22 protein-coding genes are annotated in these 23,620 nt (G+C 65.5%); 6 read left to right on the top strand and 16 right to left on the bottom strand.

Annotated elements, in window-relative coordinates; translation table 11 throughout:
* Positions 1 to 5: 5 nt before the first annotated feature.
* The 15 genes from DWV00_RS04520 to DWV00_RS04450 form a co-directional block, all read right to left on the bottom strand.
* Positions 6 to 1,046 carry a TadG family pilus assembly protein gene (locus DWV00_RS04520; protein ID WP_115532367.1) on the bottom strand — a complete coding sequence of 347 codons (1,041 nt, stop codon included), beginning with the start codon at positions 1,044 to 1,046 and terminating at the stop codon, positions 6 to 8.
* On the bottom strand, positions 1,039 to 1,467 hold the full coding sequence (locus DWV00_RS04515) for a TadE/TadG family type IV pilus assembly protein (protein ID WP_115532366.1): 429 nt from the start codon (positions 1,465 to 1,467) through the stop codon (positions 1,039 to 1,041). Before DWV00_RS04515 ends, DWV00_RS04520 begins: the two co-directional genes overlap by 8 nt.
* On the bottom strand, positions 1,464 to 2,372 hold the full coding sequence (locus DWV00_RS04510; protein ID WP_245964724.1) for a tetratricopeptide repeat protein: 909 nt from the start codon (positions 2,370 to 2,372) through the stop codon (positions 1,464 to 1,466). The genes DWV00_RS04515 and DWV00_RS04510 overlap by 4 nt, the downstream gene beginning before the upstream one ends.
* A gap of 37 nt (positions 2,373 to 2,409) precedes the next feature.
* A complete protein-coding gene (locus DWV00_RS04505) occupies positions 2,410 to 3,342 on the bottom strand; it encodes a type II secretion system F family protein (RefSeq protein WP_115532365.1) in 933 nt (310 codons plus the stop codon).
* Positions 3,339 to 4,325, bottom strand: a complete 987-nt coding sequence (locus tag DWV00_RS04500; protein ID WP_115532364.1) for a type II secretion system F family protein — start codon at positions 4,323 to 4,325, stop codon at positions 3,339 to 3,341. Before DWV00_RS04500 ends, DWV00_RS04505 begins: the two co-directional genes overlap by 4 nt.
* A complete protein-coding gene (locus DWV00_RS04495; protein WP_115532803.1) occupies positions 4,322 to 5,872 on the bottom strand; it encodes a TadA family conjugal transfer-associated ATPase in 1,551 nt (516 codons plus the stop codon). The genes DWV00_RS04500 and DWV00_RS04495 overlap by 4 nt, the downstream gene beginning before the upstream one ends.
* Positions 5,872 to 7,098 carry a CpaE/TadZ family protein gene (locus DWV00_RS04490; RefSeq protein ID WP_115532363.1) on the bottom strand — a complete coding sequence of 409 codons (1,227 nt, stop codon included), beginning with the start codon at positions 7,096 to 7,098 and terminating at the stop codon, positions 5,872 to 5,874. Before DWV00_RS04490 ends, DWV00_RS04495 begins: the two co-directional genes overlap by 1 nt.
* A 32-nt stretch (positions 7,099 to 7,130) precedes the next feature.
* Positions 7,131 to 7,535 (bottom strand): CpaD family pilus assembly lipoprotein, encoded by a 405-nt coding sequence (locus DWV00_RS04485; RefSeq protein ID WP_115532362.1) that lies wholly within the window; start codon positions 7,533 to 7,535, stop codon positions 7,131 to 7,133.
* Positions 7,536 to 7,548: 13 nt separating this feature from the next.
* Entirely contained in the window at positions 7,549 to 8,859 is a 1,311-nt protein-coding gene (locus tag DWV00_RS04480) for a type II and III secretion system protein family protein (protein WP_115532361.1), read from the bottom strand.
* Positions 8,860 to 9,000: 141 nt separating this feature from the next.
* Complete coding sequence (gene cpaB, locus DWV00_RS04475; protein ID WP_115532360.1) at positions 9,001 to 10,029, bottom strand: Flp pilus assembly protein CpaB; 1,029 nt, start codon at positions 10,027 to 10,029, stop codon at positions 9,001 to 9,003.
* Positions 10,030 to 10,044: 15 nt separating this feature from the next.
* Positions 10,045 to 10,578, bottom strand: a complete 534-nt coding sequence (locus DWV00_RS04470; protein WP_115532359.1) for an A24 family peptidase — start codon at positions 10,576 to 10,578, stop codon at positions 10,045 to 10,047.
* 82 nt (positions 10,579 to 10,660) lie between these two features.
* Positions 10,661 to 10,852: a Flp family type IVb pilin gene (locus tag DWV00_RS04465; protein ID WP_115532358.1), complete on the bottom strand. Its 192-nt coding sequence runs from the start codon at positions 10,850 to 10,852 to the stop codon at positions 10,661 to 10,663.
* Positions 10,853 to 11,315: 463 nt separating this feature from the next.
* A complete protein-coding gene (locus DWV00_RS04460; protein WP_115532357.1) occupies positions 11,316 to 12,713 on the bottom strand; it encodes a nucleobase:cation symporter-2 family protein in 1,398 nt (465 codons plus the stop codon).
* 308 nt (positions 12,714 to 13,021) lie between these two features.
* On the bottom strand, positions 13,022 to 13,408 hold the full coding sequence (locus DWV00_RS04455; protein WP_115532356.1) for a type II toxin-antitoxin system VapC family toxin: 387 nt from the start codon (positions 13,406 to 13,408) through the stop codon (positions 13,022 to 13,024).
* Positions 13,405 to 13,653 carry a type II toxin-antitoxin system Phd/YefM family antitoxin gene (locus tag DWV00_RS04450; protein ID WP_115532355.1) on the bottom strand — a complete coding sequence of 83 codons (249 nt, stop codon included), beginning with the start codon at positions 13,651 to 13,653 and terminating at the stop codon, positions 13,405 to 13,407. The genes DWV00_RS04455 and DWV00_RS04450 overlap by 4 nt, the downstream gene beginning before the upstream one ends.
* Before the next feature lie 254 nt (positions 13,654 to 13,907).
* Here DWV00_RS04450 and DWV00_RS04445 point away from each other — a divergent pair, with 254 nt between their 5' ends.
* The 6 genes from DWV00_RS04445 to DWV00_RS04420 all read left to right on the top strand — a co-directional run bounded on the left by DWV00_RS04445 (position 13,908) and on the right by DWV00_RS04420 (position 19,945).
* Entirely contained in the window at positions 13,908 to 14,684 is a 777-nt protein-coding gene (locus DWV00_RS04445) for an L-iditol 2-dehydrogenase (RefSeq protein WP_115532354.1), read from the top strand.
* A gap of 71 nt (positions 14,685 to 14,755) precedes the next feature.
* The gene (locus DWV00_RS04440) at positions 14,756 to 16,090 is read left to right on the top strand and encodes an ABC transporter substrate-binding protein (protein WP_115532353.1); all 1,335 of its coding nucleotides are present in this window, start codon (positions 14,756 to 14,758) and stop codon (positions 16,088 to 16,090) included.
* Between the two features lie 150 nt (positions 16,091 to 16,240).
* On the top strand, positions 16,241 to 17,176 hold the full coding sequence (locus tag DWV00_RS04435) for a carbohydrate ABC transporter permease (protein ID WP_115532352.1): 936 nt from the start codon (positions 16,241 to 16,243) through the stop codon (positions 17,174 to 17,176).
* Positions 17,173 to 18,036 (top strand): carbohydrate ABC transporter permease, encoded by an 864-nt coding sequence (locus tag DWV00_RS04430; RefSeq protein ID WP_181885360.1) that lies wholly within the window; start codon positions 17,173 to 17,175, stop codon positions 18,034 to 18,036. Before DWV00_RS04435 ends, DWV00_RS04430 begins: the two co-directional genes overlap by 4 nt.
* Positions 18,033 to 18,800 (top strand): HAD family hydrolase, encoded by a 768-nt coding sequence (locus DWV00_RS04425; RefSeq protein WP_115532351.1) that lies wholly within the window; start codon positions 18,033 to 18,035, stop codon positions 18,798 to 18,800. Before DWV00_RS04430 ends, DWV00_RS04425 begins: the two co-directional genes overlap by 4 nt.
* Complete coding sequence (locus DWV00_RS04420; RefSeq protein ID WP_115532350.1) at positions 18,788 to 19,945, top strand: ABC transporter ATP-binding protein; 1,158 nt, start codon at positions 18,788 to 18,790, stop codon at positions 19,943 to 19,945. Before DWV00_RS04425 ends, DWV00_RS04420 begins: the two co-directional genes overlap by 13 nt.
* Before the next feature lie 51 nt (positions 19,946 to 19,996).
* On the opposite strand, the gene DWV00_RS04415 is transcribed toward DWV00_RS04420, so the two are convergent.
* Complete coding sequence (locus DWV00_RS04415) at positions 19,997 to 23,398, bottom strand: autotransporter family protein (protein ID WP_115532349.1); 3,402 nt, start codon at positions 23,396 to 23,398, stop codon at positions 19,997 to 19,999.
* Between the last annotated feature and the right edge of the window lie 222 nt (positions 23,399 to 23,620).

Here is a 23,620-nt window from a genome sequence, read left to right as displayed (position 1 = left end):
CAGAATCAAAGCGCCAGCCGCGGCGCCACATACGCCCCATAGTCGGGCCCAACGCCCCAAGACTGCACGGGGATCCGATAGCCGCCGACGAAATGCCCCTCGATGTACTTCTGGCTGCCGCCGTACGACCCATCGACATAAAACGCCGCGAACGCGACGATCGGCACGTAGCTGTGCGTGATGATCTGCTCGGCCACAGGCACGACGATCGTGACGCCGGTGGGGACGCTGCTGTAGAGCGTCGTCTTGACACCGGGCTCGATCCAGATGTCGTCGCCGATCGAAAGCGGCGACGGATTGCCCGATGCGATCAGGCCGCGCACGGTCGGCACGTCGTTCGCGTTGATGAGGAACGACGTCCATTGTCCGGCCTCGCAACTCGAGCCGTAAAGCTGACCATTGCCGATCTGGAATTCGTAGGGCAGCCCGGTCGACGGGTCGATCGTCGGTTCGTTCGTTTCCGCGTCCCAGTACTGGTCGAGCACGCACTGATCGATAACCATCGGGAACAGGCCGCCCGAATCGACCGTTGACGGCGCGGCGGCGACGGCCACGGCGGTCGCGCTCGCCGGCGTGCTCAGCACGTCCAGAAAACCGCCGAGCAGCAGATCGACGGGGCCGCCGTTCTGGCTCGCGCTGCGCGTGACCGTCACCTGCACGGCGGGCACGTCGTAGAGCCCGGGCGAGATCGTCTGCGCTTCGAGCGTCGACGGTGTGCCGGTCAGATTCCAGAATCCCGTTTGCACGCTGCCGGCAGTCAGCGTGACGCCGTCCGACGCATTCAACGAAACGGCCGCGCTCGTCTCGCTCGCTGCGTTGGCCCAATCGGGCCCGCTGCTGCTGTCGATGAGCTTCGACGCGCCGGCAAGCGCGGCGGCATCGGCCGCGTTCTGCAATTCGTTGCGCACGGTCGTGACGCGCGGCATATCGACGGCGAACGCGCCGAACATCAGCAGGATCGGCGCCGTCAGCACGAACCATAGCGGAACCGAACCGCGTTGCCGGCGGCGCGAAGGCCGGCGCAAACGTAACGCACGTCTACTCATAGTTCATGACCGTCGTTGCCGTGACGGTCACCGGGCCCGTCAGCGAACTGAGCGCCGAGCCGAGCACGAGACCGTCGTACGTATAGGTGACGGTCACCTTGAGCGGATCTCCGGGCGACGTGCCGGCCGATTGATCGACGGTGACCACGGGCGTCGTGGCCGTGCCGCCCGTCACCAGATTGTTCTGCGCATAGGCGAGCGCGACGTTCTGGACGTCGCTCGCCCCGAGTTGAGGCACGCGCACGACGACGCCCGCACGCGCAGCCTCCCTGCTCGCGTTCGTGATGACGGCCTTGTCGCACAGCAGCAGGCTCGTGTCGACGATGCCGAACAAGACCGTCATCAGGAACGGAAACACGAGCACGAACTCGAGCGCCGCGACGCCGCGCTCGTTCGAGGCGAGGCGCGCCCAGCGGTTCATTCGAGCGCGCCTTGCGGCGAGACCTGCGCCGACGGCACCGGCTGCACGCTGGCCGCATGGCCGCTGCCCGCGTTGCCGGCCGCATCGCCCTGGCTGCTCGGGGTCGACCATCGCGCGCGCAGGTTTTGATAGAAGCGCAAGTTGTCCTCGGCCGATGCCGCCGGCATGTCGGCGGTGAGAATGCGTTTGGCCGCTTCGGCGTTGCCGAGTACGCCGTACGCGAGCGCGAGGTTCTCGCGCGCTTGCGCGGGCGCATCGGGAAGGCCCGCGATGTCGAGCAGCACGTTCGCGCCCGCGCGCGCACGCCGATCGAGGATCAGCGAGAGGCCGAGGTTCGTCTTCAAGCCCTGCGCCTCGGGGTGGCGCGCGAGTGCCGCGCGATAGACCGCTTGCGCCTCGCCGTGCTTGCCTTGCAGGTCGAGCGCGGCACCGAGCCCTTCGGCCGCGACGGGATTGTCGGGGTGGGCGGCAAGGAGACGGCGATACCGTGCTACCGCGTCGTCGAGATTGCGCTCGCGCAGCGCCACGCGGGCAAGCCCCAGCTGGGCGCGGGGATCGTCGGGGGCGCCTGCGGCGACGTGCGCGTAGAGCATGCCGGCGCGCGCGAGATCGCCCGCTTGGTAGATCGCATCGGCCAGGCCGAGCTCCGCGCGCGACGAGCTCGGATCGGCCTTGAGCGCCTTCTCGAAGAGCGAAGCCGCGAGTTGCGTGTCGCCGCTTTCGAGCGCGCTTTCGGCGATGCGCAGGTCGGTGCTCTTATCGACGCCGTGCGTGGCGACGACGGGGCGCGTCTCGATGCGCGGCCCGCTCGCGCAGCCGGTCATGGAGCCGGCGGCGAGCAAGCCGACCATGAACGCGCCGATCAGCGGAAGCAGGCGGCGCGAGGGCAGAGGGACCGAGTACATGAAACCTCCCACGGTTCGAACGATCTTCAATGGATCTTCAATGATGATGAAACACCGCGATGAGCCGGATGATGGCCGGCCCCGCTGCGATCAACGCGACGGTCGGCATGATGAAGAGCATCATCGGCAGCGTCATCTTCGGCGCGAGCTTCGCGGCTTTCTCTTCGAGCGCGATGATTTGCATCGAGCGCTCGGTCCGGGACAGCATGCGCAGCGATTGCGTGATCGGCGTGCCGTACTGCTGCGATTGCACGAGCGTCGTCACGAGCGCGCGCATCGAGACGAGGCCGATCCGCGTGGCCATCGCGTTCAGTGCCACCGCGCTGTCGCTGCCGATCTGCAGCTCGTCCGCCGTCACCGAAAACTCGTCGGACAGCGGCGGGCAGATCGTATGCAGTTCGGCTGCGACGCGTTTGATGGCGACGACGAGACTGTTGCCGGCGTTCGTGCAGATGACGAGCAGATCGAGCGCATCGGGCAGGGCGGCCGAGATCGCTCGCTGGCGGCGCTTGATGGCGTACCCGAGCGCGTACTCGGGCAGCATCATGCCGATGACGAACGCGCCCGCCATCGCCAGCAGGCGGAAGACGAAGTAGCCGCCGATGCGCGGCAGGTGCGGCGCGAGTGCGATCGCGCCGAAGGCGACGCAGGCGCCGCAGACGATCTTCAGGCCCGCGAGAATCGAAACGGCGCGGGACTCCCGGAATCCGGCGCTCGCGAGCCGCGTCGCGAGCTTGCCGCGCTCGGCCGCGTCGATGATCGGCATCCGCTCGCCGATCGTCGCGACTTTGTGTGCAAGTTGTTGCGGCACGTTTCGTTCATGCCCCGTCGCGCTCGCGCGCGCGGCGCCGAGCCTCACGCGCTGGGCGATGCGCGCACGCGTGCTGCGCCCGTGCAGCAAGAGCCAGAGCGTCGCGCCCGCAAGCAGGGCGACGAGCGCTAGATTCGTCCACAGGTTGGCGGTGTTCATCGCGAGGTGTCCAAGTTGGCGATCTTGCGGATCAGCGAGAGGCCGATCGTCAGCAGCACGGCTGCGAGGACGAGCATCTTGTGGCCCGCGCGCGTATCGAAGAGCAGCGTGATGTACGGACGATTGACGAGGTAGAGGAAGCCCATGATGAAGAACGGCACGCCCGAAATGATCTTGCTCGAGATTCGTCCTTCGGCCGTGAGCGCCTTGGTCTTGGCGCGGATGTCGCGGCGCGTGCGCACGATGGCGGCGAGATTCTCGAGCGTCTCCGCGAGATTGCCGCCCGTTTCGCGCTGCAGGACGAGACAGACGGCGAAGAACGAGAAGTCGGCGAGTTGCAGCCGCTCGGCCGCTTGTTCGAGCACGTCCTTGATTTCGGCGCCGACGAGCAGTGCATCGCCCATCGTGCGAAACGTCGAGCGCACCGGCTCTTCGCTTTCGACGCCCGCCGTGCAAATGGCCTGCACGGCGGGAATGCCGGCACGCACGGCGCGGATGATGAGATCGAGCGTGTCGGGAAACACGGCGAGAAAGCGCTGCTTGAAACGCTTGATGATGATCAGGTACGTCGCGCGCAGGGCGATGAGCGCACTGACCAAGGCGCCGAGCGTGCGTGCCCAGAGGGGCAGCCCGGCGAGCGCGCCGCCGACGAAATCGACTAGGCCCGCCAGCAGCGCGACGGCGATGATGTTGCGTACCCCGGCGCGTCCCGCGATCGTCTCGATGCGTTGCCGTTTTGCGCGCAGCCACGCCAGCCAGGCCTGCTCGTCGCCGCGGCGGCGATCGAAGCTCACGAGCTGATGCGACGGTTTTTCGCTGCGCGTGCGCCGGCTTTCCGCATGCGAATCACGCAGTGCCCCGACGCGCTCCGCGATGCGTCGGGTGGGTTGCTTGCGTGCCATTTCGCGCAGCGAACGCAAGATGAGCCCCGCGATGACGATCGCGAAGAACGCGCCGGCTGCGACGACGTCGGCGGGCCTCACGATTGCATCGCTCCGATCAGTTCGTCCTCGAGCCCGTAGTAGGCGGCCCGTTGCGCGAAGGCCGGCCGCAGCGCGGACGACTCGAACGTGCCGCGCACCTGATCCTCATAGCCGCCGGCGTTGAATCGGAAGGCGAACAGATCTTGCGTGATGACGATGTCGCCTTCCATGCCCGCGATTTCGGTGACGCGCGTGATGCGCCGCATGCCGTCGCGCATGCGTTCCACCTGCAGGATCATATGGACGGCGCTCGCGATCTGCCGCCGGATCGAAATCAGCGGCAGATTGCCGTTGGCCATCATCACCATGCTCTCGAGCCGCGTGATCGCGTCGCGCGGCGTATTCGCGTGGATCGTCGTCATCGATCCGTCGTGGCCCGTGTTCATCGCTTGAAGGACGTCGAACGCTTCCGTGCCGCGCGTCTCGCCGAGGATGATGCGGTCGGGGCGCATCCGCAGCGCATTGCGCACGAGGTCGCGCTGCGAAATGCCGCCGAGCCCCTCGCTGTTTTCCGGGCGCGTTTCCAAACTCACGACGTGGGGCTGCTGCAGCTGCAGCTCGGCGGCGTCTTCGATCGTCACGATGCGCTCGTGCGGATCGATGAAGTTCGACATCGCGTTGAGCAGCGTCGTTTTGCCCGAGCCCGTTCCGCCCGAAATGACGATGTTCAAGCGGCACGCGCTCGCGATCCGCAACACCTCGACCATCGCCGGCGAGATGTTGCCTTGCTGCGCCATGCGTCCGAGCGTGATGTTGCGCTTGGCGAATTTACGAATCGAGATCGATGCGCCGCGCAGAGCGATCGGCGGCAATACGACGTTGACGCGGCTGCCGTCGGCAAGCCGCGCATCGACGAGGGGGCTGCTTTCGTCGACCCGGCGGCCGACGGCCGCGGCGATGCGCTGCGCGACGTTGATCACGTGCGCGTTGTCGCGAAACTTGAGCGGCGTCAGTTCGAGCCGGCCGGCCCGTTCGACGTAGACCTGATCGGGGCCGTTGACGAGGATGTCCGTGACTTTCTCGTCGGCGAGCAGCGGCTCGATTGGGCCGACGCCGAACATGTCGTTGAGGATCTCGTCGACCACGAGCGCCTGCTCGGCGAGCGTGATCGTCAGGCGTTCGCGGGCGATCGTCTCCGCGGCGATCTGCTCGATGCCCTCGCGCACTTGCGCGCGCGACATCATCAACGCGGCGGACATGTTCATCGACGCGAACACGGCCGAGCGTATCGTCTTGAACGTATCGGAGCGAATCAATGCCTCGTGGCGGTCGGCCGGAGGCGATGAGGGGGCGGGAGCCGGGGCCATCCGCTGCTCCGCCTCCGGCACGTTCCGATGCGACTCGGCGACGGCGCTCGCCGTCGCATGCCGTGCGATGTCGGCCGGCGCGCGTGCACCGGCGCTCGCGTTTGCGTTTGCATTCGCGTGTCTGTGCCCTTGCCCATTCGCGCCCGCACTATTGCTCGGTGCCGCATCGACCGGAGCCGCCTCGCTCGCGACGCTGGGTTGCTTCGCAATCGACGGGGCGTGGCTTTTACGTCCGAACATCACGCGGCGCTCCGCTTCGACCGCAGCCGCGCGTACCACGGCGAGGGCGCCGCGACGGCCGGCGCGTCCGACCCCGTGATGGCATCGGCGAGCGCGACCACGGCGCGCGCGAACGCCGAGTGCTTGCCTTCGGCAATCGCCTCCCCGAGGTTTTCGGCCACCGCGAGCGTCTGCGGTTCGTAGGGAAACTCGTGCACCGACGCCCGGCCGAGGGCGTGAACGAAGTCGCCATGCGCGACACGTCCGCGCACGGGCTGCTGCGCGTTATTGAGCAGCACCGATACCGCGGCGTCGGCGGGGCGTCCTTCGGCGAAGCGGCACAGCCGCGCCGTTTCGCGCGCGGCGTGGACTGAGCGATCGGCCACGACGTGGATCGTTTCGCACGCATCGAGCGTTTCGTCGACCAAGGCGCCGGCCCGTTGCGGCAGATCGAGGACGACATAGTGGAAGTGTCGCTTGAGTGCGGCGACGAGTTCGCCGACCGTACCGGGGCGCAGCGCGAGCGGCTGATCGTAGGACAGCTCGGCGCCGAGCACGAACAGCCGATCGCTTTGCGCGACGACAGTCTGATGAATGAGTTGCTGATCGAGCCGCTGCGTGTTTTGCAGCAGCTCCGCCAAGCCGTTGTTCATCGTGATGCCGAGCATCGACGCCGCCGCTCCGCCGTGCAGATCGAGATCGACGTAGGCGATGCGGCGACGCGTCTTGTCGGCGAGATGGCGCGCGAGGGCCGTGGCGATCGTCGTGACGCCCACGCCGCCGCGCGCGCCGATGAAGCCGATCGCCTTGCCGGCGCGAGCCGAGGCGGACGGATCGGCGGCCGTCAGTGCGCGCTGGACGAGTTCGACGGTCAACGGCTTCACGAGGTAGTCCTGCACGCCCAGGCGCAGCAGCGATCGGAACAGACCGACGTCGTTGTGATCGCCCACGACGACCACGCTGACCGACGGATCGACGACCTCGGCGAGCCGCATCAAATCGGAGATCGGCATGGCCGAACCCGACACGTCGACGAGCAGATGCCGCGGTGCATGAGGCAGGCCGCGCATGAGTTCGACCGCATCGTCGATCGCGCCGCGCATGACGAAGGCGTGAGCCATGCCCTGGTCGAGCATGAGGTTTCTAACGACTTCCTCGCTGCTCGCGTCGGCCAGCACGGCGACGATGCGATCGGTCGCGAGCGGCTGTGCGCGGCGGCTGTTGGAGCGCAGATCGAAGGCACCCATGGCGTGAAGTCCCTAGTAGTCCCAAGTCATCGTCAATGCGTGATCGACTTCGTCGTCGAGGTCGAGTTCAGCGGTGTCGCGCGGCCTTCGTCATAGGCGCGCACGGCGCTCGCGCCGAGCGCCGCGTCGGCGCCCGCATACGGGATCGGTGCGACGAGATCGGCGGGCCGAACGAGCATCGCGGCGAGATTCGAGTACGTCGCGCAGCCGAACTCGACGCCGGGCCGGCCGCGGCCCGCGTCGACCATATGCGAAGGCTGGTTCAACCGGTCGCATTGCGGCGGGATGGCTCGGCCGCCGTCCGCGGCCGTGAAACCGATGACGGAGTCGTCCGGCATACCGAGCGGCGGATGCTCCGACATGCAGCCCGACAGCCCCGTCCCGAAGACGGCGGCGAGCGCGGCGGAAAGGATCAGGGTGGCTGAGCGATTGCGCATCGACGCTCTCCATTCAGTAGACGAAGCCGGCGGCGCCGACGAGTCTGGGTGCATCGCCGGCCAGCGGATCGAGTCCGAGCGCGCGCTGCAGCGCGTACTCGACGTCGCTGCTCGGATGCGTGACGCTGTCGAGCGCGTCGCGTGTCTGACCGGGACCGACGGGCTGCACGATATAGGGCGTCACGATGACGACGACTTCCGACTTGTTGTTCAGATAATTCTTCGACGAGAACAGCTTGCCGATCACGGGCAGCCGGCCGAGGCCGGGCAATTGCGAGAGCACGTCGCTGCTGTTGCTTTGCAGCAGCCCGCCGATCGCGAAGCTTTGTCCGCTCGAAAGCTCGACCGTCGTCTCGACTCGGCGCACCGTCAGGGCCGGCACCTTGATCGAACCGGTCGTCACGCTGTTGTTCGGATCGATCTCGCTGACTTCGGGCCGTACCTTGAGGCTGATACGGTTGTTCGCGAGCACCGTCGGCGTGAAGTCGAGCGAGACGCCGTACGGCTTGAACTCGATCGTGATGGCGCCCGTCGTGTCTTGCGCCACCGGGATCGGGAATTCCCCGCCGGCGAGGAAGCTGGCGGTTTGCCCCGACATCGCCGTGAGGTTCGGCTCGGCGAGCATCGTGACCAACCCTTCCTGATCGAGCGCGTCGAGCACCCCGTCGATCGACACGTTGTTCGTGTGAAAGCCGCCGAGCACGGAGAAGGCGCCGGTCGACGAGAGGTCGAACAGCTTCGATGTCGGGTCGAACAGCGTGCGGCCGCTGAATAGTCCGCCGATGAAGTTGCCGCTCGAGCCGAGTGAACTCCAGTTGATGCCCAACTGCTGCGTGATGTTGCGGTCGACTTCGGTGATGCGCACGCGAAGGTGCACTTGGATGGGCTGCGCCAGCGTCAGCCGGTTCACTAGCGATTCCTGGCCGTGCAGATAGGGCTTCAGCGTTTGCACGACCGCATCGGCGTCGGCCGCGCTCGGTACGTGCCCGCTCACCATCAGCGAACCGGGCGCGCTCGTGACGGTCAACCGCCACTGAGGAAAGCGTGCGTCGAGCAGCCGTTGGATCGATGCGGTGTCCATCGCGACGATGATCGTCTTGCGCAGGATGGGGCGATTGTTGGCCCCCAGCGCGAACAACGTCGTCGTGCCGGCCTTCTTGCCGAGCACGAACACCGTCTTCGGCGTGGGCACGTGCACGTCGGCCACGTCGGGGTCGGCCACGAAGACGGCCACGGCCGCTTCGGGCAACTGCACCATCGCGCCGCCGCCCGCGGGTACCGACAGCACCGAGGCTTCGTCGGCGGCGTGGGCCGGCCCAGCCATCAGACAAAAACAAGCGGCGGCGTAGGCTAGGCACGCGAAAATCGCCAGCAAGCGCGAGCGGGGGTACGGGTGCGAGGGCCGCGGCGCGAGGCGACCGAGACGCGCAACAGGTCGAGTGAAGCGGAGAATCATTTCGTGATCCTAAGCAGCAGGATGAATGCTCGGCGCGCTGAGCGCGGCGGCCGGCGCGGCGGTGGCGGGTGCCGCCGGAGCGGCCGTCGGCGTGCCCGGCGGCAACGGCGGCATCAAGCCGGCCGAGCCGCCTTGCAGGCCTAGCGAATCGGTTTGCTTGGACCCGCGATAGATGACGACGTCCCGCACGCCGGCGGCCGCCTTCGGCATGGCTGCGTGGGTTTCCGTCGCCTGCGGCGCGGGCGTCATCGCACGCAGCCCGCGCGAGACGTCGCGCGCCCAGACGGGCGGGATCTGCGGCTCCATCACGTCCTCCGCCGGCGCGGCGTTGCGATCCCGTGTCGCGAAGCTGCGCAACGCCAACGACAGTGAGCCGAGATGCGCGGCAACCGTGACGACTTCGGCACTGCGCGGCGTGACCTCGAACGTGACGGTGCGCGCTTTGGCCGGACTCTGCTTCTTCTCGTCATCCTTGGGCCGCGTGAACGCGGTGCCTACTGCGAGCACGCGCACCCGTTCGGCGATCGTTTCCGCCTCGACGGTGCGGTCGGACGTGCTCGCGGCGCCCGGCGAGGCCGAGATCTGCTGTGTCAGCAGAACGTCGACGTAGTCGCCCGGTTCGATGAGTCCCGCATTGCCGGAAACGTCGTCGATCGCCACGGAGATCGCCCGCATGCCGGGTTTGAGCGCCGCGGCGAGGAACCCCGGCGAACTCGGCGAGATGACGTCGGCCGGGCCGAGCGGCGTGCCGGCGTGGACGGCGTGACGCAGCAAATCGCCTTTGAGGTCCGCGCCGTCGGGCTGACCTTCGACGATTGCGCCGGCCGGTGCGTCCGCGCGAGGGACGCGCTTCCAGACGAGGTCGCTGTCGCGCAGCAGCAGGCCGTCGGGCAAGTCGGCCGCGGCGGCGCGAATGCGCACCGTCGCGGGCGGCTTCGCGGGACCCGGGCGCGATGCCGTGATGTAGAGCGCTCGCAAGACGAACGCGCCGATCGCGGCAATGACGATGAGGCCGGCTAGCTTAAGGATGTTTTGCATGACGACGGCGTTCCGTTATGTGAGCCGTACGTGAATCGAGGGCAGCCAGGCCGCCTGATGCAGCGATACTGCGTGCGCTTGTCCGTGCGGCAGCCACAGGGCAGCGATGCCGCCGGCCGCGAGCGCCACGCCGTAGGGCACGCCGCGCGCGGGCGCGAGCCATGCGAGCGCCGCGCCGGCATTCGCGCGGCTGCGCAGCCGGCCGCAGGCCATCTGCGCTAGCGCGAGCACCAATCCGGACAGCGAGATGACGAAGAAGACGGCGCTCGCGTGAAGCGGGCCCGTCCACAAGAACACGGCGGCGAACAACTTGGCGTCGCCGCCGCCGAGCCATCCGAAGCGAAACAGCACGGCTGCGAATGCGAGCGCGCCGATGCCTGCCGCAACATGCGCTTCGAGCCCGGCGCGGCTTTCGCCGGCGAGCCACGCGTGCATGAAATAAAGCGCTGCGTAGGCCGCGACCGCCGCATTGGGCAGACGGCGCCGACGCAAATCGGAGACGGCCAATATCGACAACACGGCGCAGGCAAGGGCGTCGATTGCATCCATGATGCGTTTGCCTTTCGATCGATAACAGCCGGATACGGCCTAGACGAGCCGTTCGGCGTTGCCGCCGAACGGCATCAAGGCATCAATTGCCGCTGGCCTGAACGGCGGTGACGTTGGTGATCAGGTTGTGAAAGAGGGCGGGCAGGCCGGTCGCGCCGCCGAAGATCGTGCCTGCTGCCGCGACGGCAACGACGACGATGCCGGCCAGGACCGAGTATTCGAGCGCGCTGACGCCGCGCTCGTCGCGAGAAAGGGACCGTAGGAAACGCAACATTGTTAGGACTCCTTAATGATGGACGAAGCGGTATGAGGACCACTTTCGCAACGGGGTGGGGGAGAGAGGCTCCCAATTTTGTTTACGGCAAACGTTTGCCAGGGTTTAGACAGATCCGTCCGGGCCCTCGAAATTTCTCGTCGAAATGTTTTGTGTGAATAAATCGAGGGCGATCTCAGGGCGCCTCGAAAGCCTTGTGCCGCAAGGGTTTGCACTCGAGCGGAGCGGGGTTTTGAAATCCTCTGACGTATGGCGAGTTAGGTATAAACGATAGGTTAGTTCTACTAACTATCGGATAACGTCAGATGAAATGGAGGAGGGTGCCTTGAGGGTGGTTGTAGCGTGACGAGTGTCACTCCACGAGATGGAAAACGCGAAGGGCGCGCGTGGAGCCTGATCGGCTCGACGCGCGCCCTTCTTCGATACGCCGCCTCGCATCGAGGCGGCGGAACTTATCGCTCAGTCAGTGCGCATCGGCTGCGCGCCGCTCGAGTCGGGTCGAGGGCCGGCTTTCGTGCTCGTCGTGCGAGGTTTCATATTCGCTTTCGTGGGTGTCCTTGCTGGAGACACCGTTGAAGATGACGTTGAGCAGCACCGCGGACACCGATGCGAGCAGGATGCCGCTGTGCAGCAGCGGCGAAAGCGCGGGCGGCAATTGCGCGAAGAACTTCGGCGAGACCACGGGCACGAGGCCGAGCCCGATGCTCACGGCGACGATGAACAGATTGTGCGGATTCGTCGTGAAGTCGACGCGAGAGAGCGACTTGATGCCGTTGGCCGCGACCATGCCGAACATGACGATGCCGGCGCCGCCGAGTACGAACGGCGGCACGGAGGCGACGACCTGCGCCATCTTCGGAAACAGTCCGAGTGTGACGAGGATCAGGCCGCCCGTGGCGCAGACGTAGCGGCTCTTGACGCCGGTGACGCCGATGAGCCCGACGTTTTGCGAGAACGACGTATGCGGGAATGAGTTGAAGATGCCGCCGACGAGCGTGCCGAGCCCGTCAACCCGCAGCCCGCGCACGAGCGTGCGCCGATCGACGGGGCGGCCGACCATGTCGCCCACGGCGAGGAACATGCCCGTCGATTCGATGAACGTGACGAACATGACGGTGACCATCGTCGCGATCGCAAGCGGGTCGAAATGCGGGAAGCCGAAGTGGAAGGGCGCGACGATGCCGACCCAGGGCGCTGCGCGCACGCCGTCGAACGAGACGTGTCCCGTGGCGGCGGCAACGACGAACCCCGCGACGATGCCGATGAGCACGGAAATGTTGGCGATGAAGCCGCGGCAGAACTTGTTGATGAGCAGAATCAGCACGAGCACGAACAGCGACAAGCCGAGGAACAGCGGCGCGCCGTAATTGGGATTGCCGACACCGCCCGCGGCCCAATTGATCCCCACTTCCATCAGCGACAAGCCGATGACCGAGATCACGCAGCCGACGACGACGGTTGGGAAGAATCGCAGCATCCTGCCGATGGCGGGAGCCAGCACGATACCGATGGCGCCGGCCGCGATCGTCGAGCCGAAGATGTCGAGAATGCCCAGCTGCGGATTGGTGCTGATCGCCACCATCGGGCCGACGGCGGCGAACGTGCAACCCATGATGACGGGCAGGCGGATGCCGAAGATCCACAGCCCGAGCGTTTGAATCAGCGTGGCGATGCCGCAGGAGAAAAGATCCGCGCTGATGAGAAAGGCGACTTGATCTTTCGGCAGCTTCAGGGCGCCACCGACGATGAGTGGCACGGCAACCGCGCCCGCATACATGACCAAAACGTGCTGAATGCCGAGCGTAAGCAGTCGCCCAAACGGCAACTGCTCGTCGCACGGGTGAACCGTGTTCGATTGCATGTGTCTCGCTCCATTGTCTCTTGTATTGGGTGGCTCAACGGTAGGGCCAAGGTGCGAGGCGCACAAGACGCCACGGCCTATTCCATCCTTTTCGACGCCGATATGCGCTGGGCCACCGGTGGAACGTACCGCGACGCCGGCAAGGGCTCGGCGGGCCTACCTGTCCTTTCGGACGGGGCGAGCGCGTCCTGGCATTTATGAGGTGTATTTCTTTTTGCGTATAAAGGCCGTTTTCCCGCGCATTTTTTTTCGCTTGCCGACAAGGCTCGAATGGGCGCGAATGAGCCGGGGACAGACCGTTTCGGCGTTCACACGTGCTTCACGAGCCCTTCGTACTGTGCGACAACCGGATCCGTCGTGACGAGCGCGATGCCTTCGGTGATCGACTGCGCGACGAGCATCCGGTCGAACGGATCCCGGTGATGCGGCGGGAGGCCCTTCAGCGATAGGACGTGATGATGCGTGATGGGCAGCTCGAGGTAGCCGTTGTCGATGAGCCCGCGGCGCAGCAGTCGCGGGTCCACCCGGAAGTCGGCTCTTCCAAGATCGCTCTTGATCGTGACCTCCCAGAGACTCGCGGCACTGAACAGCAGTGTATTGGCTTCGTCTTCGATCAACGAGCAAGCCTTGGCCGAAAGCCGATCGGGCTGCCCGGCGGCCCAGAGCAATAGATGAGTGTCGAGTAGCAGTTTCAAGTACCGATCCCTCCAAAAAGATGCTCGATCTCGCCGGCGCCGATCCGATCGAAATCGTCGGGCACGGCGATTTCTCCTGCGAGAAATCCGAGACGGCGACGCTGCCCGGCAGTGGGCGCATCGAGCGGGACGACCTTGACGAGCGGCTTGCCCGCCTTGGCGATGACGAAAGCCTCCCCGAGCGCGGCTTGATCGACGAGCCGCGAGAGGTGGGTCTTTGCTTCGTGGATGTTCACAATTTCCATGGCGTCTTGTTTCGATGGACTAAGTTTCGTTAGTTTAGTCCAATTTCACAATAGACCGAAAGGCCAATGAAATATTGCGCACCGCAACATCGAAAAAGCAGGGCTCGCCTTGACAGGCCCCGATGCGTATCCGATCATTCGATCAACAGCTGAGCAATTGCTCTATCAGTGAGCGATCGCTCGGCAAAGAACGCAAGACCACAAGAAAGACGAAACAAGAAAGACGGGTTCCCTTAACCCCAGGAGACAAGTTCGTGAGATTGCACGACAAAGTCGCGGTACTGACGGGCGCGGCGAGCGGCATCGGCGAGGCCGTTGCCGAGCGCTATTTGCAAGAGGGCGCGCGCTGCATCCTCGTCGACGTCAAATCCCCCGACGCCATTTGCCCCGATCTCGCCAGGCGTCATGCCGACGCGGTCCACGTCGTGCGAGCCGACGTCACGCGGCGCGAGGACATCGCGCGGATCGTCGAGCAGGCGGTCGGCCGCTTCGGCGGCATCGACATTCTGTTCAACAACGCCGCGATCTTCGACATGCGGCCGCTGCTCGACGAATCGTGGGACACCTTCGACACGCTCTTCGCGGTCAACGTGAAGGGCATGTTCTTCCTGATGCAAGCCGTGGCGCAGCGCATGGTCGAGCAAGGGCGCGGCGGCAAGATCGTCAATATGTCCTCGCAGGCCGGCCGCCGCGGCGAGGCGCTCGTCTCGCATTACTGCGCGACGAAGGCCGCCGTGCTCAGCTATACGCAATCGGCCGCGCTTGCGCTCGCACCGCACCGAATCAACGTGAACGGCATCGCCCCCGGCGTTATCGACACGCCGATGTGGGAACAGGTCGATGCCCTGTTCGCCCGCTACGAACATCGCCCGCTCGGCGAGAAGAAGCGCCTCGTCGGCGAAGAGGTGCCGCTCGGGCGCATGGGCTTGCCGGCCGACCTCACGGGCGCCGCGCTCTTTCTGGCTTCGAGCGACGCCGACTACATCACGGCGCAGACGCTGAACGTCGACGGCGGCAACTGGATGAGCTGAGTACGAACCGCGCTTCTCTTTGAGCGCACGTGCATTTCCACCACAACGTACAAGACTTAAGGAGACATCAGATGCAACGCAATTCCGGCTCTGCCGTTCGACTCACGCGGCGCGCGATCGCCGCCGCCGCCCTCGCGTTGACGGCGACGGCCGCGTCGGCCGCCACGATCACGATCGCGGTGGTGAACAACCCCGACATGATCGAGATGAAGAAGCTCTCCGCCGAGTTCGAAAAGAGCAATCCCGACATCAAGCTCAATTGGGTCGTGCTCGAAGAGAACGTGCTGCGCCAGCGCGCGACGACCGACATCACGACCGGCAGCGGCCAGTTCGACGTGATGATGATCGGCGCATACGAGGCGCCGCAGTGGGGCAAGCGCGGCTGGCTTTCGCCGATGACGAATCTGCCGTCCGACTATGACGTGAACGACGTCATGAAGCCCGTGCGCGACAGCCTCTCGTACAACGGCACGCTGTATGCCTTGCCGTTCTACGCGGAAAGCTCGATGACCTTCTACCGCAAGGATCTGTTCGCGGCAAAGGGCCTCACGATGCCGCCGAAGCCGACCTACGACCAGATCGCTCAGTTCGCCGACAAGCTGACCGACAAGGCGAACGGCGTCTACGGCATCTGCTTGCGCGGCAAGGCGGGATGGGGCGAGAACATGGCCTACCTGACGACGCTCGTGAACACCGAGGGCGGGCGCTGGTTCGACGAGAAGTGGAACGCTCAACTCACGTCGCCGGAATGGAAAAAGGCCGTCAACTTCTATGTCGACCTGATGAAGAAGGACGGCCCCCCGGGAGCGAGCTCGAACGGCTTCAACGAAAACCTGACGCTGATGTCCTCCGGCAAGTGCGCGATGTGGATCGATGCCACCGTCGCCGCCGGCATGCTCTACAACAAGAACCAGTCGCAAGTGGCCGACAAGATCGGCTTCGCCGCGGCGCCGACGGCGGTGACGCCGAACGGTTCGCACTGGCTCTGGGCCTGGGCGCTCGCGATTCCGAAGACGTCGAAGAAGCAGGACGACGCGAAGAAGTTCATCGAATGGGCAACCGGCAAGCCCTATATCGAAGCGGTCGCGAAGGACGAAGGCTGGGCATCGGTGCCGCCGGGTACGCGCGAATCGACCTATAACCGTCCGGAGTATAAGCAGGCCGCGCCGTTCGGCGAATTCGTCGAGAACGCGATCAAGACGGCAGACCCGAACCACCCGACGGCCAAGCCGGTTCCGTACACGGGCGTGCAGTTCGTCGGCATCCCCGAATTCCAATCGTTCGGAACCGTCGTCGGGCAGAGCATCTCCGGTGCGCTCGCGGGCCAAATGAGCGTCGACGCAGCGTTGACGGCCGGCAACGCCGCGGCCAACCGCGCTGTACGCCAAGCCGGGTACCAGAAGTAAGCCCATGCCGGCGCAAGCCGGCGGGCGGTGCGCATAGCGTACTGTGCTGTGCCCCGCCCTCGTGCGGGCCGTCCACCGCGCATGCCGCGGCGGCCCGCGCTCGACGCCATCCGTTAAGGGTGGCGTCCGATCGATCAGGAGTCCGAAACGATGGGACATCTTCATATGCCGCTCTCGCACGCCGCGGAGCAAAGCGCGTTGCCGACGCCCGAACGCCGGGCAGGCTCCACGCGCTGGCTCGCCGCGCCTTCGGTTGCAGTGCTCGTGCTCTGGATGACGATACCGCTCGCCATGACGATCTGGTATTCGTTCAGGCGCTACAACCTGCTCAACCCGGATGAAAAAGGTTTCGCGGGGCTCGACAACTATCGCTACCTCGTCACCGATCCGTCGTTCATACCGTCGATCGTTCATACGATCGAGCTGATCGGCTGGGTGCTCGTCATTACCGTCGTCGGCGGCATCCTGATGGCGTTGCTGTTCGATCGCAAGTTCATCGGGCAAGGCATCGCGCGGGTGCTCGCGATCGGCCCGTTCTTCGTCATGCCGACGGTGAGCGCGCTGATTTGGAAGAACATGATGCTGCACCCGGTGTATGGCGTGGTGGCGGCCGTCATGCGCTCGGTCGGCATGCAGCCGATCGACTGGTTCGCCACCTATCCGCTCTCGTCGATCGTCGTCATCGTCGCGTGGCAATGGCTGCCGTTCGCGTTCCTCATCTTGTTCACGGCGATCCAATCGCTCGACGAAGAGCAAAAGGAAGCGGCGCGCATCGACGGCGCCGGCGCATTCGCGATGTTCTTCTACATCACGCTGCCGCATCTGAGGCGTGCGATTTCGGTCGTCGTCATGATGGAGACGATCTTTCTGCTGTCGATCTTCGCCGAAATCTACACGACCACCGCGGGCGGCCCGGGCAATGCCACGACGATCCTGTCGTATTTGATCTACGCGCTCGGCCTCCAGCAATTCGACGTCGGCCTGGCTTCGGCCGGCGGCATCTTGGCCGTGATTCTTGCGAACGTCGTCGCGTTCTTCCTCGTGCGCATGCTAGCGAAGAATCTGAAAGGGGAGTACGAAGCATGAGCCACCCGACCGTATCCGCCGCGCGCCCGATGCGCGCGCAACTGCCCGTGCTCGCCACCGTCAAGCGCGCGCTGCCAGGGCTGCTCGCCTGGCTGATCGCGCTCGCGCTGTTCTTCCCGATCTTCTGGATGACGATCACGGCGTTCAAGACCGAACGCGACGCCTATCAGCTTTCCTTGATCTTCACGCCGACGCTGGACAGCTTCCGGGAGGTCTTCGCCCGCAGCGACTACTTCCTGTTCGCGCGCAACTCGATCCTCATTTCGGTGGGCGTGACCGTGCTGTGCCTGGTGCTGGCGGTGCCGGCCGCTTACACGATGGCGTTCTTCCCGACGCGCCGGACGCAAAGCCTGCTGCTGTGGATGCTCTCGACGAAGATGATGCCGTCGGTCGGGGTGCTCGTGCCGATCTACCTGCTCTGGAAGAACGCCGGGCTGCTCGATACGGTCTCCGGGCTCATCATCGTCTATACGCTGATGAATCTGCCGATCGCAGTCTGGATGGCGTTCACCTACTTCAACGAGATACCGCGCGACATTCTCGAGGCGGGGCGCATCGACGGCGCGGCGACCTGGCAGGAGATCGTCTACCTCTTGATGCCGATGGCGTTGCCGGGGCTCGCCTCGACGGCGCTGCTGCTCGTGATTTTGTCGTGGAACGAGGCATTCTGGAGCATCAACCTCTCGAGTTCGAACGCCGCGCCGCTCACGGTGTTCATTGCGTCGTACTCGAGCCCGGAGGGCTTGTTCTGGGCGAAGCTGTCAGCGGCGTCGCTGCTCGCGGTCGCTCCGATTCTGCTGGTCGGTTGGCTCTCGCAGAAGCAGCTCGTGCGCGGCCTCACGTTCGGAGCCGTCAAATGACGGGATCGACGATCCGAAACGCAGGCGAGTTGCGGCGCGACCGCGTGCTGATCTGCGATTGCGACGGCGTGCTGATCGACAGCGAAGCCGTCGCGGCAAAGATGCTCGTGCAAGAGCTGCAAGCGCGTTGGCCCCACGCCGACGTCGAACCTGTCGTGATGCCGCTGCTTGGGCTGCGCATCGAACGCGTGCTCGAAGCCAGCGCCGCGGCGCTCGGGCAAGCGCTCGCGCCGATCGAGATGGACGCGATACGGCGCAGCGTCGAAGCCGCGGCGCAGCAAGCGCCGGTCGTGGCCGGCGTCGAAGCCGCACTCGAACAAATCGCGCTGACGAAGGCGTGCGCGAGCAACAGCTACACGGCTTATGTCCACGCCGTGCTCGCGCGCACGGGACTCGACCGCTTCTTCGGCTCGCATGTGTTTTGCGCGGATCGCGTGCCGCGTCCGAAGCCCGCGCCCGATATCTACATCGCGGTCGCCGATGCGCTCGGCGTGGCGAGCCGGGCATGCATCGTCGTGGAGGACAGCGTCGCGGGCGTCGCGGCGGCGAGCTCGGCGGGGATGGTCGTGCTCGGCTTCGCGGGCGGTACGCACGCGGAACAGGGGGGGCGCGCGCATGCCGAGGCGCTCGTGCAGGCGGGAGCGCAACGAGTATTCGACGACATGAGCGCGTTGCCCGCGCTCGTCGGCCAATGGATGAGCCGTGTCGCCGATCGGGCGGGCACGGCGATGAATGGGAAAGGAGACGGATCATGGCAAGCTTGACGCTGCGTGGTGTCGCAAAACGTTATGAGGAACACGAGGTCTTGCGCAACGTGAACCTCGATATCGCCGACGGCGAATTCGTCGTCTTCGTCGGACCCAGCGGATGCGGCAAGTCGACGCTGCTGCGGATGATCGCAGGCCTCGAATCGATCAGCGGCGGCGAGCTGATGATCGATGCGGCGCGCGTGAACGATGTGCCGCCCGCTAAGCGCGGCATTGCGATGGTGTTCCAGTCGTATGCGCTCTATCCGCACATGTCGCTCTACGACAACATGGCATTCGGCCTGAAGCTCGCCGGTGCGAAGAAGCCCGAGATCGACGAAGCCGTGCGCAATGCGGCGAAGATCCTGCACATCGATCATCTGCTCGAGCGCAAGCCTAAGCAGCTTTCGGGCGGGCAGCGCCAGCGTGTGGCGATCGGGCGGGCCATTACGCGCAAGCCGAAGGTGTTCCTGTTCGACGAGCCGCTGTCGAACCTCGACGCCGCGCTGCGCGTGAAGATGCGCCTCGAGTTCGCGCGGCTTCACGACGAACTGAAGACCACGATGATCTATGTGACCCACGATCAGGTCGAGGCGATGACGCTCGCCGACAAGATCGTCGTGATGTCGGCGGGCAACGTGGAGCAAGTCGGCAGTCCCAACCGTCTTTACCATGCGCCGGCGAATCGATTCGTGGCCGGGTTCATCGGATCGCCGAAGATGAATTTTCTCGATGGTGTCGTCGAGCAGGTCGGCGGCGACGGCGTGCTCGTGCGCTATGCCACGGGCGAGACCCAGCGGGTGGCGGTGGAAACGCGCGGGGCCTCTTCGTCGGGGGCGCGGGCATTGGAGCACGGCGCGCGCGTGACAGTCGGAATTCGGCCCGAGCATCTGCATGTGCAATCGAGCGAGCCGGCAACCGGCGCGCCCGCGCAAGGCGTGAGCGCGCGGACGACGGCCGTCGAATCGCTGGGCGACGCCGCCTATCTGTATGCCGAAGCGTCGGTGGCGCCGGACGGTCTCATCGCGCGTATTCCGCCGCTCGAGCGGCATGAGCGCGGCGAGTCGCTCACGCTGGGCGCCGAGCCCGATCACTGCCATCTGTTCGACGATCAAGGGCAGGCATACGACCGCAAGATCGTGGAAGTGCTGTCGGCTGCATAGAGGCGCAAGGCTCGGGGGCCTCGGCCCCCGAGCCTTCCGCGGCCCCGCGCATTACCAGGACCAACGTACCCCTGCGTTTCCTCCCACCGTGCGCACGTGCTCCCCGCCGAGGTTCGTGCCCCAGCTCACGGTGGCAAAGACGCTGCCGTGCTTGGAGAACTTCGTCACGAGCCCGGCATCGATCCGGCCCGTGGTTTGGTTCACGGGCGTAGCGACCGAGGTCGCGCTGTCGTAGGTTTGATGATCCCCGTTCGCGAAAGCATGCAGCACGTTGACGGCCATGTAGGGCTGCCACGCGATGCCGTGCGCGTCCCAGGTGCCGGCGAACCGGAGGCCGAATCGGGCGAGCATCGAATTGCCGCTGTCGAATCCCACGTTCGAAATGCCGTCGTTCAGGTTGTCGATCGACAGATGCCGATAGACGACCTGCGCTTCGGGCTCCATCGTGAGCCCGTGCCCGATCGCGAACGGCATGCCGGCTTCGATCGAAGCCGTGAAGGCGGTACCGTGCGTGCTCGCATGGACGTTGTCGGTCGAGGTCGTGTCCGCGCTGAGCGCGCTGCCCGATAAGACGGTATCCGTGTACCAGCCGCTCGGACCGATATGCGTCCAGTAGCCGGCAAGGCTGTATTCGTTGACCGAGAGGTGTCCGACACCGGCTCCCGCCACGCCCACCGCCGATCCGTCGACGTCGCCCGTTGCCCGGCCCATGCCGAGGTAGAAGCCGTAGTGATTGCGCTGCCCGCCCTGGACGCCGTCCGCGTAGAGGTCTTGGCCGACCTGCGCGCCACCCATCGTGCCGTCGAATTGCGGACTCACGTCGCCGCCTTCCGACAACACGCTGTGTGCGCCCCAGACTCGGCCCCATCCCGCGGGTAGGGGGCCGGTCTCGTTCAGCAGCATTTGGTCGCCCTGGCGCAGATGAAACTCATCGAGCTGCATCCCGTCGAGTTCGCGCATCACGGCGGGGATCTGTGCGTACAGCGCGACTTCAGGGCGATACAGCGTGACCGGGTTGCCGGTGGCGGCCTGCGAAACGACCGTGCCGGCGCCCCCTGCCGCCGAAGCCGCCGCGCCCGCCGCCGCCCCGCTGGCCCCGATCGTAGCGCCCGACGTGCCGCTCCCGGCGGCCACCGTATTGCGCAGATACCAGTCTTGCGACGTGCCCGCGGTCACGCCGCCTCTTGCCAAGTAGTACTCGTACGCGCCGGCCTTGAGCATGCCGCCCGCCAGCGTGAATGCGCCTGCGGCGGTCGTTGCGCCGTTGGCCGCTTGCACCACCTCGATGCCGTTCGAGACAGTCGGTGCTCCCGTGCCGCCGACGTTGGTGACCTTCAACGTGGTCGAGCCCGTTGCCGTGCCGCCGTCGATCACGACCTTGTCCGAGGGCGAGTTGTCCCCGCCGAGGACGGTGTTCAGCGCGATCGTTCCGTTCTTGCCGACGTAGCTGCCGACGTTCAACGTGTTTCCGACCGGGCTGCTGCGGCTGCCGCCGAGTTGTGCCAGCCCCGCGTTGATCAATTGGCCATGGATGGTGAAGCTGCCTTGCGGTTGAGGTTGAACGCCTGCCGCCGCGGACGATAGCGCATTGGCCACGGCGATCGTGCCGTTGTTCATGACGTCGCCGCCCACGCTGCCGTAGCCGCCGAGCGTGGTGCCCGCGGCGACCGTGGCCGGGCCTGCGATCGACGCTCCCGCGTGCGACGCGTCGCCGACGACCAGCGTGCCGGCTGCGACGGACGTACCGCCCGAATAGCTGCTCGCGCCGTTGAGCACGAGGGTGCCGGATCCGTCCTTTTCGACGGTACCCGTACCGCCGATCGCCCCCGCGTACGTGCCGTCGGTGTTTTGTTCGAACTGCACCAAACCGTTGTCGGTGACCGCCGCGGGCAGACTCTGTGCGCTGGCCTGCAGCACAGCCGGTTGATCGACCGTCACGCTCCCGGTGAATTGCGACGCGTCGCCGTTGAGGACGAGCGTGCCTTCTTGAACATCGGCGGCGATCGAGCCGACGATCGCGCCGTTGACCGTCAACGTTCCCGAGCCCGTCTTGTCGAGTGCCCCCGACCCGGTGATGGCCTGATTGATCGTCGACTGGAAGTCTTGCGTATCGATCGTGCCGCCGTTCGACGTCACCGAGATCGCGCGCGTGCCGGCGAGATCGAAGGACTGGCCGATCTGCAGCGTGCCGCCGTCGAACGTCAGACCGCCCGAGGCCGCGCCGAGTGCGTTGTCCGCCGAGACCCACAGCGCTCCTTGCTTGAGTACGGTCCCACCCGTATAAGTGTTGCCGCCGGCGGCGGTGGGCGCGAGCATCAACGGGCCGGCGCCGTCTTTCTCGACGGCGCCGGAGCCTTGGATGAGGCCGGAGTAGGTGCCGGCCGTGTCTTGCTGAAACTGCACCAGCCCGTTGTCCGTCACGACCGGAGTCAGACTTTGCGCGCTGGCCCGCAGCGTGCCCGTTTGATCGACGAGCATCGTGCCCGTATAGCTAGCATTGTTGCCGGTCAGAACGAGCGTGCCTTGTTTCACCTCCGCCGAGGTCACGCCCATGCCGCCGATCGGACTCGAGACCGTCCACGTGCCGCTGTCCAGCTTCTGCAGCGTTTGGAAGCCGATGATCGTTGTCGTCGGCAGGGTGGCGGTGCCGGTGCCTCCGAGCGTCAGCAGATTGCTTCCGCCCCCACCCTCCATTGCGCCGGACTCGCTCGACCCGGTTTCCAGGTTCAGCGTATCGTTGCCGTCCCCGAAGATCATGTTGCCGATGACCGAGCCGAAATTGGTGAAGACGACGGCGCCGGTGCCCGCGGAGCCCATGATGTTCGCCGCTTGGATCACACCGGTCGCGTTGTTGATGACCGTGTTCGAGCCCGACGTGTTCTGAAACCAGAGCGCCGAGGCGTTGGCAGCGCGGATCGTGCCGTTGTTGACGATCGTATTGCCGGTGCCCTCCGGGTTGACGGCTTCGGCATCTGCCTCGGTGCCGTTCGACAGCACGGTCGCGCCCTGCTCGACGGTGAGCGTGCTGTTGTTGCGGAAGTCGATCGTGTTGGCTCCCGTCCAGTAAGTGCCGGAACTGCTGACCGCGCTGTTTTGCACAAGCGCGCCCGATTGCACGACGATGTTCGCGTTGTCGGACAGCGCGATGGCGCTGCTGTCGCCAACGACGATCCGCGCATTGGGGCCGACCGTCACTTGCGAGCCCGATGCCGACGTCGGCCCGGTGCCGATCGTCGTTGTCCATGGCGAGGGCGAGGTCGTATCGCAGGTCGTCGCCGAGCCGATCGTCGTGCAGTTCGCGTGAGCGAGCGCGGGAATCAACGCGATGTAGCCGAGAACGGCGAGTGCAGTCGCCTTCGGGCGCAGGCTCGACGCCGCGGGGGAGCGTCGGCTGGAAATCAGGTGCTTTGCATCGCGCCCCGGCCGCGGATGAAATGAGGATTGTTTTTGCATACCTATTTAAAAATCTCTTTGTTGAGTTTTTCTGCTTCGACATTCGAAACGCGGAATTCTGGCGTTTTGCTATGGGTCGAAATTTATAGAGATTTTGGAAGCCGGTTTCTTAAATATCGTTTAATGTCCGATAAAGCAGATGCTGTTTGGTATGTGAAAGAAAGGCCGATATCGTTTAATAATTGGCCGAAAAATACTATATTGTTTTATTGGTGTGATTTA

The sequence above is a fragment of the Trinickia dinghuensis genome, assembly GCF_003367175.1.
In the GTDB taxonomy this organism is placed as follows: domain Bacteria; phylum Pseudomonadota; class Gammaproteobacteria; order Burkholderiales; family Burkholderiaceae; genus Trinickia; species Trinickia dinghuensis.
This window is presented reverse-complemented; position numbering and strand designations above follow the sequence as displayed.

Bases quoted from the DNA above. Each gene is read 5' to 3' on its own strand.
- DWV00_RS04505 (WP_115532365.1), bottom strand. From the start codon at position 3,342: ATGAACACCGCCAACCTGTGGACGAATCTAGCGCTCGTCGCCCTGCTT.
- DWV00_RS04465 (WP_115532358.1), bottom strand. From the start codon at position 10,852: ATGTTGCGTTTCCTACGGTCCCTTTCTCGCGACGAGCGCGGCGTCAGC.
- DWV00_RS04450 (WP_115532355.1), bottom strand. From the start codon at position 13,653: ATGGAAATTGTGAACATCCACGAAGCAAAGACCCACCTCTCGCGGCTC.
- DWV00_RS04480 (WP_115532361.1), bottom strand. From the start codon at position 8,859: ATGGCTGGGCCGGCCCACGCCGCCGACGAAGCCTCGGTGCTGTCGGTA.
- DWV00_RS04510 (WP_245964724.1), bottom strand. From the start codon at position 2,372: ATGTACTCGGTCCCTCTGCCCTCGCGCCGCCTGCTTCCGCTGATCGGC.
- DWV00_RS04425 (WP_115532351.1), top strand. From the start codon at position 18,033: ATGACGGGATCGACGATCCGAAACGCAGGCGAGTTGCGGCGCGACCGC.
- DWV00_RS04415 (WP_115532349.1), bottom strand. From the start codon at position 23,398: ATGCAAAAACAATCCTCATTTCATCCGCGGCCGGGGCGCGATGCAAAG.
- DWV00_RS04420 (WP_115532350.1), top strand. From the start codon at position 18,788: ATGGCAAGCTTGACGCTGCGTGGTGTCGCAAAACGTTATGAGGAACAC.
- DWV00_RS04515 (WP_115532366.1), bottom strand. From the start codon at position 1,467: ATGAACCGCTGGGCGCGCCTCGCCTCGAACGAGCGCGGCGTCGCGGCG.
- DWV00_RS04490 (WP_115532363.1), bottom strand. From the start codon at position 7,098: ATGGGTGCCTTCGATCTGCGCTCCAACAGCCGCCGCGCACAGCCGCTC.
- cpaB (WP_115532360.1), bottom strand. From the start codon at position 10,029: ATGCAAAACATCCTTAAGCTAGCCGGCCTCATCGTCATTGCCGCGATC.
- DWV00_RS04485 (WP_115532362.1), bottom strand. From the start codon at position 7,535: ATGCGCAATCGCTCAGCCACCCTGATCCTTTCCGCCGCGCTCGCCGCC.
- DWV00_RS04430 (WP_181885360.1), top strand. From the start codon at position 17,173: ATGAGCCACCCGACCGTATCCGCCGCGCGCCCGATGCGCGCGCAACTG.
- DWV00_RS04470 (WP_115532359.1), bottom strand. From the start codon at position 10,578: ATGGATGCAATCGACGCCCTTGCCTGCGCCGTGTTGTCGATATTGGCC.
- DWV00_RS04460 (WP_115532357.1), bottom strand. From the start codon at position 12,713: ATGCAATCGAACACGGTTCACCCGTGCGACGAGCAGTTGCCGTTTGGG.
- DWV00_RS04435 (WP_115532352.1), top strand. From the start codon at position 16,241: ATGGGACATCTTCATATGCCGCTCTCGCACGCCGCGGAGCAAAGCGCG.
- DWV00_RS04520 (WP_115532367.1), bottom strand. From the start codon at position 1,046: ATGAGTAGACGTGCGTTACGTTTGCGCCGGCCTTCGCGCCGCCGGCAA.
- DWV00_RS04495 (WP_115532803.1), bottom strand. From the start codon at position 5,872: ATGTTCGGACGTAAAAGCCACGCCCCGTCGATTGCGAAGCAACCCAGC.
- DWV00_RS04440 (WP_115532353.1), top strand. From the start codon at position 14,756: ATGCAACGCAATTCCGGCTCTGCCGTTCGACTCACGCGGCGCGCGATC.